The organism is Parapedobacter sp. 2B3 (assembly GCF_041925275.1).
In the GTDB taxonomy this organism is placed as follows: Bacteria; Bacteroidota; Bacteroidia; order Sphingobacteriales; family Sphingobacteriaceae; genus Parapedobacter; species Parapedobacter pyrenivorans_A.
Genome location: NZ_JBHEUZ010000011.1, coordinates 1 through 12,269, shown reverse-complemented (window position 1 = coordinate 12,269; position 12,269 = coordinate 1). Strand labels below are relative to the sequence as shown.

The 12,269-nt window shown below is 50.2% G+C and carries 13 protein-coding genes; 4 read left to right on the top strand and 9 right to left on the bottom strand.

The window, feature by feature from the left end; genetic code table 11:
• Positions 1-28 precede the first annotated feature (28 nt).
• Positions 29-1,105, bottom strand: coding sequence for an EamA family transporter (locus tag ACEVG1_RS13195; protein WP_374744186.1), 1,077 nt, complete (start codon positions 1,103-1,105; stop codon positions 29-31).
• Positions 1,106-1,160: 55 nt separating this feature from the next.
• Positions 1,161-1,640: an Lrp/AsnC family transcriptional regulator gene (locus ACEVG1_RS13190; RefSeq protein ID WP_374744185.1), complete on the bottom strand. Its 480-nt coding sequence runs from the start codon at positions 1,638-1,640 to the stop codon at positions 1,161-1,163.
• Positions 1,641-1,988: 348 nt separating this feature from the next.
• Here ACEVG1_RS13190 and ACEVG1_RS13185 point away from each other — a divergent pair, with 348 nt between their 5' ends.
• The 4 genes from ACEVG1_RS13185 to ACEVG1_RS13170 are packed head-to-tail and all read left to right on the top strand — an operon-like array spanning position 1,989 to position 8,151.
• Positions 1,989-2,633 (top strand): TetR/AcrR family transcriptional regulator, encoded by a 645-nt coding sequence (locus tag ACEVG1_RS13185; RefSeq protein ID WP_374744183.1) that lies wholly within the window; start codon positions 1,989-1,991, stop codon positions 2,631-2,633.
• A gap of 32 nt (positions 2,634-2,665) precedes the next feature.
• Positions 2,666-4,030, top strand: coding sequence for a TolC family protein (locus ACEVG1_RS13180; protein WP_374744182.1), 1,365 nt, complete (start codon positions 2,666-2,668; stop codon positions 4,028-4,030).
• A gap of 5 nt (positions 4,031-4,035) precedes the next feature.
• Entirely contained in the window at positions 4,036-5,091 is a 1,056-nt protein-coding gene (locus ACEVG1_RS13175) for an efflux RND transporter periplasmic adaptor subunit (RefSeq protein WP_374744180.1), read from the top strand.
• 6 nt (positions 5,092-5,097) lie between these two features.
• Entirely contained in the window at positions 5,098-8,151 is a 3,054-nt protein-coding gene (locus ACEVG1_RS13170) for an efflux RND transporter permease subunit (RefSeq protein WP_374744179.1), read from the top strand.
• Here the strand turns inward: ACEVG1_RS13170 and ACEVG1_RS13165 are convergent.
• The 7 genes from ACEVG1_RS13165 to ACEVG1_RS13135 form a co-directional block, all read right to left on the bottom strand.
• Positions 8,148-8,330, bottom strand: coding sequence for a hypothetical protein (locus ACEVG1_RS13165; protein WP_374744178.1), 183 nt, complete (start codon positions 8,328-8,330; stop codon positions 8,148-8,150). The two genes, ACEVG1_RS13170 and ACEVG1_RS13165, sit on opposite strands and share 4 nt — an antisense overlap.
• A 76-nt stretch (positions 8,331-8,406) precedes the next feature.
• The gene (locus ACEVG1_RS13160) at positions 8,407-9,303 is read right to left on the bottom strand and encodes a helix-turn-helix transcriptional regulator (RefSeq protein ID WP_374744177.1); all 897 of its coding nucleotides are present in this window, start codon (positions 9,301-9,303) and stop codon (positions 8,407-8,409) included.
• Between the two features lie 78 nt (positions 9,304-9,381).
• Positions 9,382-10,494, bottom strand: a complete 1,113-nt coding sequence (locus ACEVG1_RS13155) for a hypothetical protein (protein WP_374744175.1) — start codon at positions 10,492-10,494, stop codon at positions 9,382-9,384.
• 6 nt (positions 10,495-10,500) lie between these two features.
• Positions 10,501-10,797, bottom strand: coding sequence for a type II toxin-antitoxin system YafQ family toxin (locus tag ACEVG1_RS13150; protein ID WP_374744173.1), 297 nt, complete (start codon positions 10,795-10,797; stop codon positions 10,501-10,503).
• A 4-nt stretch (positions 10,798-10,801) separates the two neighbouring features.
• The gene (locus tag ACEVG1_RS13145; protein WP_374744172.1) at positions 10,802-11,011 is read right to left on the bottom strand and encodes a hypothetical protein; all 210 of its coding nucleotides are present in this window, start codon (positions 11,009-11,011) and stop codon (positions 10,802-10,804) included.
• A gap of 176 nt (positions 11,012-11,187) precedes the next feature.
• Positions 11,188-11,547 carry a cyclic-phosphate processing receiver domain-containing protein gene (locus tag ACEVG1_RS13140; protein ID WP_374744170.1) on the bottom strand — a complete coding sequence of 120 codons (360 nt, stop codon included), beginning with the start codon at positions 11,545-11,547 and terminating at the stop codon, positions 11,188-11,190.
• Positions 11,548-11,617: 70 nt separating this feature from the next.
• Positions 11,618-12,139, bottom strand: a complete 522-nt coding sequence (locus ACEVG1_RS13135) for a DUF1524 domain-containing protein (protein ID WP_374744169.1) — start codon at positions 12,137-12,139, stop codon at positions 11,618-11,620.
• Positions 12,140-12,269: the final 130 nt, after the last annotated feature.

Here is a 12,269-nt window from a genome sequence, read left to right as displayed (position 1 = left end):
TAGGTATTCTGATGTTAAAATAACATAACTAAATCCGATCCGTTGCCTTGCCCCGGGATAGTCCATCGGATGGCGCCGGAATCGAGGCCCGTATGGTCGCCCGCGTGCGTGCGCGTTCACGGAGCTGGGCAAACCTCCGCCTGCGCGTGGTGAATAGCGAAGAGAGGTTATAGGCATCCCAATTGATCAATAAAACGCTTCCCAGGATAACGGCCAGTGAAATGATTTGCGAGTCGGTTACCGTCTCGTGGGCAAACCAGGCACCCAGCAATACGGCAACGATGGGGTTTACGTACGTGTGGGTGCTCACTTCCGTGGCCGGGCGTACCTGAAGGAGCCAGATATACGAGCTATAGGCTACAATGGAGCCCATAGAAATGAGGTAGCTGATTGCCCACCAAGCGGAAGCCGGTACGTTCGATGGCTGGAAGTTGGTCACCTCACCACGTGCCGTGGCTGTAATGGCGAACGCTACGCCTGCGATCAGCATCTGCCATGCGGTGCCAACCATGCTATTGTTCCTTCCGCCAGCCTTGGTTTTCCCGTAATATTTGGAGTATAGCGAACCGATGGTCCACGCCAAAGCGCCGAGCAATAATAGGGTCATGCCCGTGATGTTGGCCTGTCGCTCGGAGGCGTCAAAGGCCCGTGCTATGCGGTCGCCGAACAACATAACCACGCCGAAAAAGCCCATGAATAGGCCGATGACGATGGGGAGATTGCGGAAATTGGTTTTCCAATTGGGCTTATCGAGTACGATGAACCAAATAGCGACAGAAGCAGACATAATCGCCACCAGCCCGCTTGGCATGAATTGCTCCACCCAAATGATGATGCCGTTGTCGACAAAGAGCAACAGCAACCCCATCAGGCCTGCGTGTATGATGGTAGACTTATCGAATATCCGGTACCCCTTGAAAGCACACCAGCCCAACAAGAGCAGCCCTGCCGTACTGAACCGAATGGCCCCCAGTAGGAACGGTTCGAAGCCGGCCAACGCCTTGTGGATGAAAAAGAACGTCGATCCCCACACGACGTATATCATGGCAAATGCCACAATAACCTTTGCTTGGAAATGTTTGTCTTTTGTAAAATCCGGTGTCATTATTTTTGCTCTTTGCTTTATGCTTTTTTGCTCTTTCCTACTTCCTCCGCAACCATCAATTACTGTCGGGGATTACCAGTTGTTGCTCTTCCTTCACGGTTTCCAGCACGATGGTGGTACGGGTGGAAATGATGCTCGGTATTTTGGCGAACGACTCGCGCATAAGCGTCACAAGACCGGCCGAATCGGCCGTACGCACCTTTACGAGGTAACCATCGTCACCGGCGATGTCATGTACTTCCTGCACTTCGGGGATGGCGGCCAGTGCCTGGCCGGTGGTTGCACACCCGATCCCATCTGCCGCCCGGATGAAAATGAACGAAAGCAAGGTCTGGTCCAATGCGGCCGGATTGATTTTTGTCCGGTATTGTAAGATCACTTCTTTCTGCTCCAATTTTTTTATTCGTTCCAGGATAGCTGACGGTGCCATGCCGACTTCACGCGCAATATCCGCGTTGCTGATGCGGGCGTTTTCCTGCATCAACCGCAGGATAGCGTAGTCGGTTTGATCCAAATTGTATTCTGAGTTGTTCATTATTCTGCAAAGATACGAAATATTCGAATTATGTTCAAATTAATAATATATTAACAGAATAATATTCTTTATAGGCTAATATATTCCGTCTATTCGTTACTCAAAGTGTTCATGCAAAGGCTCACTTCGTCGTTTTATCATACATGTAAGCAAAACTATTTCACTTTTTCCGTGTGAATCTTTCACGCAAAGAGCACCAAGGAAGGCCACGCAAAGAGCGCCGGGGAAGTTTTCTTTGCGTCAAAGCGAAGCGCCCGTGTGGACTTTGCGTGAAAAATCTTCAAAAAAGCAAAAATAATTTTGATTACTTAACACTGTTAATTAGTTTTGCGTCGTTAAGTCATAGGTATGGGTATCAAAGAAAGGAAAGAACGGCACCGGGAAGACCTCAAAGCAAGGATCCTTGAAGCAGCAAAGAAGTTGTTTGTAACCGACGGTTACGAGGCGACTTCCATCCGGAAAATCGCCGCGGAGATCGAGTTTAGCCCAACCACGATCTATTTGTATTACAAGGATAAGACCGATATAGCCTATGCGTTGCATCAAGAAGGTTTTGGCTTGCTCCGCGAACGGTTTTCGGCGCTGGTGTACGTGGACGATCCATTCGAACGGCTAAAGGCGATGGGGAAGGGGTACATCCAATTCGCGGTAGACCACCCCGATTTCTATGAGTTGATGTTCATCATGAAAGAGCCCATGCAGTATTTGCAGGCCCACCACCCGGAAGAGGAATGGCCGGAAGGCGAGCGGGTATTCAACGGACTCATGCAAACGGTAGAGGGATGCAGGGCCAAAGGCTACTTCGCCGGTATGAATACGGAAGAGATGGCCATGCTTTCATGGAGCGTGGTGCATGGTTTGTGCTCCCTGCATATTACCAGCCATTTCAAACACATTGCCGAGAAATGCAGCGAGGTGGCCATCGTTAAGCAGGATACCTTTTTGGAAGGCGTTTTCCAAGCGTACCTGCAACTGCTGGAACGGATGAAATAATTTTTTTGCCTATTAAGTTAACACTGTTAATAATGAGAACAGTATCAATTTTTGTCTTGTTAGCGATCTCAATGAACGCTTGGACACAGGAATCCCTGACCGCGTACATCGATACCGGATTGCGGAATAATCTGCTGCTACAGCAGCGGCACGTATCGTTCGAAAAGGCCATTACCGCATTGAAGGCGGCGCGGAGTTTGTATCTGCCGTCGGTGGACCTCCAAGCGGGTTACCAAACCGCGGATGGTGGCCGTAACATCCCGCTGCCGATCGGCGATCTGCTCAATCCGGTATACACCACGTTGAACCAACTGACCCAATCGAGCCAGTTCCCTACGATCGAGAATGAAACCATCAACTTCCTGCCACGTAACTACTACGATGCCCACATCCGGACGACGCTGCCGCTCATCAATACCGACATCGGCCATAACAGGCGTATCCACGAGCACCAAGTACGGTTGAGCGAATTGGATATCGACACGTATAAGCGCGAATTGGTCAAGGAAATCAAGGCGGCGTATTTCGGTTACCTCAGTGCGGTACAGTCGGTCGGCGTCTATCGGTCTGCAAAGGAACTGGCCGAAGAAGGCAAACGTGCCAATGAGCGGCTGGTCGAAAACGGCAAAGGGCTGCCGGCCTATGTGCTGCGGTCGGAAAGCGAGGTAGCCGCTACACAAGCAGCGCTCACGAGTGCACAACAGCAGGCAAACAATGCAAAATACTACTTCAACAGCTTGCTGAACCGGGATGCGGAAGCCAGTATCGATACGGTTTTCAACCCCGGAAATGCCCTGTTGGAAGCCGTCCGGTTGCTGGGAGACAAGGCGCAACCCGCCACGACAAGGGAGGAACTCCAGGCGTTGGCCACGGCGGTAAGCATCCGAGAGACAGCCTTGAAAATGGACAAGCAGTACGCGGTGCCCACTTTGAACGCGTTCCTCGATCTGGGCTCTCAATCCGAGGGGTTCCGGTTCAACGACCAGACGCGCTATTATATGGCCGGCCTGCAATTGGCATTCCCGATATTCAACGGCAACCGCAACAAATACAAAGTCCAACAATCGCAGCTCGACCTGAGGGAGGCGCGGTTGCGGCTGGCGGAGGCCGATCGGCAATTGCTGCTTTCCCGTTCCGTGGCCCTCAGTGGCCTGCGGTCTGCCTGGCAGCACTACGAGGCCGCGAAGCGCCAATTGGCTGCCGCCGAGGCGTACCAGCGCCTCATCGGCAAAGGTTACCAGGCCGGGGCCAACAGTTATATCGAAACCGTCGATGCCCGCAACCAATATACATCCGCCCGCTTGGCGCTATCGGTCGGCACCTTCCAGGTGCTTTCGGCGGCAGCGGCGGTTGAACGTGAACAAGCCAGTTATCCACTCACCACCACAATTCATTAACATTTATGAACACATTCAGCTATTATTCCCTCGGTATTGCCCTGGTGATGGCCCTGGGGGCCTGTAGTTCCGGCAGCCGCGATACAGGTGCCGGGTTGCCTGGCGGGAACGACGTCATCCCCGTGCGGGTACAGCCCCTGGCGGCAAAAGGCAGCGCCGGTACGGTAGCGGCTACCGGCACATTCACTACCGACGACGAGACCGCGCTCGCCTTCCGCAGTGGCGGTATCATCGAGCAGCTACTGGTGCGCGAAGGCGACCCTTTCCGGAAAGGCCAGCTGCTTGCAGCGGTGGAGTCGACCGAAATCAATACTGCCCTGCAGCAAGTCCGCCTGGGCCTGGAAAAGGCGGAGCGCGACTACCGCCGCGCGCGGCAACTATATGCCGATAGCGTGGCCACGCTGGAACAGATGGAAAATGCCAAAACAGCACTCGATGCCGCCAAACAAGACGTGGAACGGGCATCCTATCAGGTAAATCACACGGCTATCACCGCACCGTTTGACGGGTATGTGTTGCAACGACCTGTCAATGTAGGGCAGGTTGTTGGCCCCGGTACGCCGGTGCTGCTGGTGGCGAGCAAAGCAAAAGGGGGGTGGTTGCTCAAAGTAGGCGTAAGCGACCGGCAATGGTCGGCTATCCGTGTGGGTGATGCCGCTACGGTAACCACCGATGCCGTTCCCGGAAAAGAGCTCCGTGCGGAGGTAACCCGTAAATCCGAAGGGGTAGACCCCCAGTCGGGTGTGTTCAACGTATACCTCAAACTGGCCGAAGCGCCCGCATCGTCGCTCGCCTCGGGCCTATTCGGCAGGGCTACCATCCAACTGGAACAGACTTCCGATGTGTGGTTCATTCCCTACGAGGCACTGATGGATGGCGACGCGGGGAAAGCGTATGTCTTCGTGACGAATGATGGCCAAACGGCGCGGCGCGTGGCAGTGAACGTGTCGGCTATCCAGCAAGACCATGCCGTGGTAACGGCCGGATTGGAAGCGGGCGGCTCGCTCATCGTATCCGGTAGTCCGTACCTGCGCGACGGTTCCCATATCACCATAAAATAAACAGCCATGGGTCTGATCAACTATCCGATTAAGAACTACCAGTTTACCTTTATCGTTATCCTGATGGTCGTAGCCATCGGCATAAGTAGTATCTTCACGATGCCCCGGGCCGAAGATCCCGAGATGCAACCCCCCAACTTTCCCGTTGTGGTCATCTATCCCGGTACCAACCCCAAAGACATGGAGCAGCTGGTGGTGAAACCCATCGAGAGCAAGCTCTACGACCTCGACAACATCAAACGCATCCGCACCACGGTCATCAATGGCTTGGCCGTGCTGTTCGTGGAGTACGAACATGGTGTCGACTATGACAGCAAGTACCAAGAGCTCATCCGTGAGGTGAGTGCGTTGCGGCCCCAACTGCCGGAACAGCTGTATAGCATCGACGTACAGCAAATAGACCCCACCGGCGTGAACGTGCTGCAGGTGGCGTTGATATCTGAGAATGCCTCCCGTAGGCAGATGAAGGAAGTATCTGACGACTTGAAAGACGAATTGGAGAAGGTCAAGGCACTAAAGAACGTGGAAATCAGCGGACTCACCGACCAATTGGTACGGGTGGATGTGGAGCCCGCGAAGCTCGCCCAATTGGGCATACCGCTCAACCAGGTGATGCAGGCCATCCAAAGCGAGGGCGCCAACATACCCGGCGGTAGCGTATTGGCTGGCGGGAAGGTATTCAGCATCAAGACAAGCGGCAACTACCAAAGTATCGATCATATCAAGCAGACCATCGTTTCCAGTGCGCAGGGTAAGAACATCCTGTTGGGCGATATTGCCGATATATATGCTGATTTCGCTCCCGAGACGCATATCACCCGCCTCAATGGTTACCGTGCGGTGTTCGTCAACGCGGCACAGAAGGCAGGCGAAAACATCAGCCGTACACAGGAGGACTACCTCGATGTGCTGGGACGGTTTGAGCAGCAGCTGCCGGAAAATATCGATATGGTACTCCATTTCGACCAGGGAGAAAATGTCAATAAGCGGCTTAGCGGCTTGGGCGTCGATTTCCTCATTGCGGTTACGCTGGTGCTTATCACGTTGCTGCCATTGGGTACGCGGGCCTCATTGGTGGTGATGATTGCCGTGCCGCTTTCGCTCGCTATGGGCGTTATTGTGCTGAATATGGTGGGCTATTCGTTGAATCAGTTGAGCATCGTCGGGTTTGTGGTAGCACTGGGTCTTGTGGTAGACGACAGCATTGTGGTGGTCGAGAACATTGAACGGTGGATGCGGGAGGGTGTATCCCGCATCGATGCCGCCATCAAAGGCACCCATCAGATCGCGCTGGCCGTGGTAGGATGTACCGCTACGCTGGCCATCGCCTTTATGCCGCTCATGTTTATGCCCGAAACGGCGGGCGATTTCATCCGCAGCCTGCCCATGGCGGTTATCGGATCGGTCATTGCCTCCATGCTGGTGGCCCTGCTGGTGGTTCCGCTCCTCGCCAGCAGGCTGCTGAAACCTCATGAAAACCCGGAGGGCAATGCCGTGCTGCGGTGGTTGCAGCGCGCCATCCACGGCACCTATGCCGTGCTGCTCGATAAGGCATTGAAGCGACCTTGGCAAACGGTGGTCATCGCAGTGGTGATCTTTGCCGGCGCGCTCGCGTTGATTCCGGTAGTTGGATTCAGCCTGTTCCCCGCTTCCGAAAAGCCACAGTTCCTTATCCGCATCAACGCCCCGTTGCAGTCGCACATTTACGTAACGGATAGCATCACCCGGCAGGTAGAAAAGGAGCTGGCCGAATTGCCGCAGGTGCAATATTTCGCTTCCAATGTAGGCAAGGGCAATCCGCGGATATACTATAACGTGGAGCAAGCCAATGAGCGGGCTGATTTTGCTGAGATATTCGTGCAGTTGAAACCCGATACATCACCGAAGGAGAAGGAAGCCCTCATCGGGCAGCTCCGGGAGCGGTGGACGCCCTATTTAGGGGCCAAGGTGGAGGTGAAGAATTTCGAACAGGGTGTTCCGGTGATTTCGCCGGTGGAGGTGCGGCTCTTTGGCGACAACCTCGATACGTTGAAGCGATTGGCCGGCCGGGTGGAAACCTTATTGGAAGGTACTTCCGGCGCACTGTACGTAAACAACCCCGTCCGTAACGATAAGACCGATATCCAAGTGAGCATACACCGCGATAAGGCGTTGGCGCTCGGTGTGCCCAGTGCCAATATCGACCGTACGGTGCGCGTGGTATTGGCGGGGGCCGACGCAACCAGCTACACCGACCCGCAGTCGGACGATGACGATTACCTCGTTCGCCTCAGTGTGCCACGGAGTGCCTATCCGGACCTGTCTGTGTTTGACGGAGTCTATGTAGACAATGTGCAGGGGCAGGGTATACCCTTCAGCCAACTGGCTACGCTTGAGTTGGTACCGTCGCCCCCGGCCATCTACCACATCAACCGGCAGCGTACCGTGTCGGTAAACAGCTTCGTTTCTGCCGGGTATACCAACGATGAGGTAATCAGGGATGTGATCCGCCAGATGGACGAGCTGCAACTGCCACTTGGGTACCACTACGAGATGGGCGGCGAGGTAGAAAGCCGGGAGCAATCGTTCGGCGGGTTCGGCACCGTGATCCTCATCACCGTTTTCATGTTCATCGCCGTATTGGTCTTGGAATTTAAAACGCTGAAAAGCACCCTCATCGTTTTGTCGGTCATCCCGTTGGGTATCGTAGGGGCGGTATTGGCACTGCTGATTACGGGCAATACGCTGTCTTTCGTGGCTACTGTTGGATTGGTCGCCCTGGCTGGCATTGAGGTGAAAAATACCATCCTGCTGGTCGATTTTACCAACCAGTTACGTAGGGAAGGGGTGCCGCTCAACGATGCGATCGAAAAAGCCGGGGAGATGCGCTTCCTGCCCATCATCCTTACGTCGCTTACGGCCATTGGCGGCCTGCTACCCATCGCATGGTCAAGCAACCCGTTGATTTCGCCCTTGGCGATTGTGATGATCGGTGGGCTCATCAGCTCTACACTCTTATCGCGCGTGGTTACCCCCGTGGTGTATAAGCTGATGCCACCGGCTATCGAGGGCAAAGACTAGTTTTCGTTGCCCTGCCCATTGTCGGATTTGGTTTTGCCGGTGCGCACACCACCGGCATTGGGTAGCCCTTGGTGGCGCTTCATCGTGCGCGTGTCCTTGAATGCTTTATCGGATGTGGGGTTGCCCATTTGGCTGTTGCGATGCTGATCGGGCAGTTCACTGAGCGTTTTTTTCTTCATGATGCCTCCTTTTGCTAAAGGACTAACAAGCTACTCCGGCCATTGTTCTGTTTAATGCAATTTTACTAGCCCTTGACTAATTGTATTGTTTATACGCCGATTGGTAGCTGTCCGTCAATATTTTTGCTAGCGACGGGGGAGCGATCGCTTTCACATCCCTGCCAAAAGACAGCAATTCCATAATAAAGTCATGCGTTATATAGATACGTAACGTTATGACAAGTTCCTTTTCATTGTCTTCGACAATTTCTTGGCTTTCATGTAGTGGCAGCGATTTGACATACTTTCCTTGAAAAGAACTAAACGATAATGTCACTTCTTCAACTTTCTGTCCGACTTCCGGAAGGATGATGCCAAAGGAAGAATGGAATATGTTTTCAATATCCAACTCATTCGGTTTGGTGAATTTTTTCTTGGTAAATTCCAGCCCTGACATGCGATCGATTCCGAATAGCCGCAATGCTTGTTTACCTACGTCATGGCACAACAAGTACCAGCGGTTTCTGGCTTCTTTAAGTGCATAAGGTTCTACTTTTCGTGTTTCGCTTCGGGCTTCATAAAACTTATGATACTGGAAGGTAATCTGCACCCGATTCCGTATGGCATGGAGCAAGCCATATAAATGTTCGGTACCTTGGGGACGGCGTTTTTCAAAACTTACATCTGTGGTACGGTTGCCACCCATTTTGAGCAGGCTGAATACATCAAAGGCTTCAAGGTATCGATGATCCTGTTCGTCATGGCTTCTAATCTGATACCTTTTTGTCGATTGGTCGTTTTCGATTTCAATACCATACAAGGCAAAGATATCATCGATGTCCCGCTGAAACGTACGTTGACTTACACTTAATTTATATTCCTGTATTTCGGATTCTTGCATAAGGAAATTATCGATTTCCTTCCATGTATGTGGCCTAAGTCGTAGTTTGTTGATGACAAGCCTGTGCCGGATCATCGTTTCTCGTAGTGACATAATTCCTATTGTTTTGCTTGCAAATATAAAGTGTGCGGCGACATAATATGTCGCTATTACGGAGATTAATATGCCTCATTAGAATTTAAGGAATCTAGTTATCTGTTGAGCATCATATCCAGCCGGTTGTGTAGCCGAAAGGTATTCAACGGATGTTGCTGGTACTAATACGATTTTGATATCAAAAGGAAGGAGATCGCTTAGCCATTGTTTTCCTTCTTCCGTATTGAGGTCAGGATATGAGTGACTCGAAGGCGAAATATTCCATGCTGATAGCATGCCGGATAATGTGATGCCTGTTTCTCTGATTTTCTGCTCTCGAATTAAAAGCTCGAACCCTTCGTTTTCGCCAAACAAGGGATTTTCCCACCACCAATTCCAGCTACCAGAAGAATCCCCATAATCAGTCCAGTGGGTTTCCCCGCTTTTTATATAAACGAATACTAAGCCTTTGTCTATATAGTCGGCTAGTCCATCCGGCTTTAACGTGATCTCGGAATTAAATTGCTGTACAAGTATAACGTTGCCTTCAAAGTCGATGAAGTCAGGTTCTTTGACTAGATTTTCGAATTTAACATTGTACTTCAATAGTACCTTTACCCCATTTTGTTCCGGTGTTTTCAAGCTAACAGGAGTTCCCCAACCGCTTTCAGTTTTCGGACCGAATATAGCAAGGGCAGTTTTGTCAAAGTAATAATCCCCTTGTTTGCCGATACTTTCGGTCGGAGCGCTTTCTCCACCGATGAACGACGTGCCATTATTGCCCGGAGCGCCCTGTTCACCTTTCAGGTTAATTGGTTTGCCCCAGCCTTCTTCCGCTTTAGGTCCGTAAAATGTACCCGATGATAAGTCAAGATAGAAATCTCCGACTTTTCCCGTGCCAGCGGAAGGAGAGGTCGTACCGCTCAGAATGGTTGAACCATTTTTTCCGGTCATTCCTTCCGGCCCTTGGGGGCCCTCCGGCCCCTCGGGTCCGGGAATTTGCTTGCTACATCCTGCGCTAAAAAGTACAGTCAATAATAAAATAAGATAAGTGATTTTCATTGTTCCATCATTTTTTGTGTCCGATATTGATTGTTTATCCATATGCGGGCAAAGATGATGGTTGATGGCGACAAGGTAGGTCGTTGAAAAATTATTTTTTATGCTTAATTTGCTTGTACGTACGAGCGGAGATTGAGTGTCATTCAATTAATATTAATACACATCATCGTGTGTCCCGATGTCTTGCAGCAGGATGATCTCGGCAGTCGGGTCGTCATTATCTTTCTCAATCAAAAACACGATGCGACAGTCATAACCACAGGAGCATGCGAGATAAGCAGCGAGGTTGCCGCTTAATTTATGGGTTTTCAACGCAGGATCGTATGCATCCTTCTCTAATCGGATCAATGCTTTTGCGATGGCTGATTTAAGCTGATGGTTCTTGGAAGCGAATTTCTTGTACGCTTTTTCAAAGGCTTTGGTCGCTACCAGTCTCCTTTCGGTTGTCATGTAGCTAGAGCTGTTCCAAGCGCTGGATCAAAGCCGATGCCGATTCACTTTTTAACTTGCCGGCGTGATAATCACGTTGTCCCGCCTTCGCGTTACGCGCTATCGCACGGCGTCTTGCTTCGGCCTGCCGTTTCTGCATAATATCCAACAGCATTTCCCGGGTATTGAAATCCAATTGCATGAATTCTTGTAGTGCTGAATCAATCGTTGCCATGGCCAATATTTGTTTTGATTCCATTACAAAGGTAGGCGATCTATGCCATATTTCAAATCGTTAACATCAATAGTTCGGGTTTGGTTTCGGATAATCTGTGTCTATTTCGGAGATATGGGGCCAAAAGAAGAGGCCACCCCGTCAAGATAAGACGTTTGGAACGAGAAAAATCGACTTTAATAATCGTATGCCTTACGAAAAGAAGTGAATAAGCCCTTAATATTCGCTGCTCCAACGGGATTCTGCGAGTGGCAAAGGATGCGAGGAAGGGGCACTTGATGGTCCATGACGTAATCAATTAACCATTTGGCACAGTCGTAGCCGGAAAGTTTTGTTTCTCCACTTTCATCCACGCCCAAATCATGGTCGAATGAAATCAAATCGGGTAGACCGTTTTTTGTGATATCGTCAACGAATTGGTGAAAATCCCTAACCACCCGCCATCCGTCGCTGTCGTATACGCTGTTTTCGGAGGAAGTGGTGTACAGTAACACGTCTTTCGGATGGCGGATGTCGTCGAGGAAGAGGTAGGTCATTATATGGAGTTTATCATCGGATGACATTTCGCGTTATACTACCATAAAAAGGTATTGTCAGACGGAATGCTTAATCATGCTCGTAATATTGACTATACCATTCTTCGTAAATATTGCACATTCTATGAATAACAGCGTTAATAAAAACATTCGTTTTTTCAGTTTCTTCTTGCTTTATTTTACTCGAACCATCATCTAACTTAGTCCAATGCTCAAGATCACTGGCTTGAATAAAACTATCAAGCTGTTTGTTGTCCTGTGTAAGCCGTTGTTTCGGAGAGATACGATTGTTTTCACTCCTGTTATCATCGTATGACAAAGCTCTATAATTTCCTATTGTATTTACCCAGTTTCTAACTAATTCATTAATATGATGATTGCGATAAACCCAACTTAATGGATAAATATGGTCATAATCCCAAGGTCGGTTTGTGTCTTCAATAGTTTCAATTTGATTAAATTCTGGAAACTTTTCATATAGGTATTGTCGCTGTGCAAAAAGCAACATAGTTCTATTTCCTCGAATATGTGAGACAATGTTGTGCCAATAATCAAAAACTCTCTCATCTGAAAAATCTTCTTTTATTTTCAAAACACTTATTATTTCATCATCAAGATTTTGAATACCAAAATCTTTACTGTTATCCTAAAAGTCGCAGCCTTACTTTACCGGCGAGAAATTCCATACAACCCTTGGCTTGGCAATCCTTTATTGGTCAAAA

Bases quoted from the DNA above. Each gene is read 5' to 3' on its own strand.
- ACEVG1_RS13195 (WP_374744186.1), bottom strand. From the start codon at position 1,105: ATGACACCGGATTTTACAAAAGACAAACATTTCCAAGCAAAGGTTATT.
- ACEVG1_RS13190 (WP_374744185.1), bottom strand. From the start codon at position 1,640: ATGAACAACTCAGAATACAATTTGGATCAAACCGACTACGCTATCCTG.
- ACEVG1_RS13185 (WP_374744183.1), top strand. From the start codon at position 1,989: ATGGGTATCAAAGAAAGGAAAGAACGGCACCGGGAAGACCTCAAAGCA.
- ACEVG1_RS13180 (WP_374744182.1), top strand. From the start codon at position 2,666: ATGAGAACAGTATCAATTTTTGTCTTGTTAGCGATCTCAATGAACGCT.
- ACEVG1_RS13175 (WP_374744180.1), top strand. From the start codon at position 4,036: ATGAACACATTCAGCTATTATTCCCTCGGTATTGCCCTGGTGATGGCC.
- ACEVG1_RS13170 (WP_374744179.1), top strand. From the start codon at position 5,098: ATGGGTCTGATCAACTATCCGATTAAGAACTACCAGTTTACCTTTATC.
- ACEVG1_RS13165 (WP_374744178.1), bottom strand. From the start codon at position 8,330: ATGAAGAAAAAAACGCTCAGTGAACTGCCCGATCAGCATCGCAACAGC.
- ACEVG1_RS13160 (WP_374744177.1), bottom strand. From the start codon at position 9,303: ATGTCACTACGAGAAACGATGATCCGGCACAGGCTTGTCATCAACAAA.
- ACEVG1_RS13150 (WP_374744173.1), bottom strand. From the start codon at position 10,797: ATGACAACCGAAAGGAGACTGGTAGCGACCAAAGCCTTTGAAAAAGCG.
- ACEVG1_RS13145 (WP_374744172.1), bottom strand. From the start codon at position 11,011: ATGGCAACGATTGATTCAGCACTACAAGAATTCATGCAATTGGATTTC.
- ACEVG1_RS13140 (WP_374744170.1), bottom strand. From the start codon at position 11,547: ATGACCTACCTCTTCCTCGACGACATCCGCCATCCGAAAGACGTGTTA.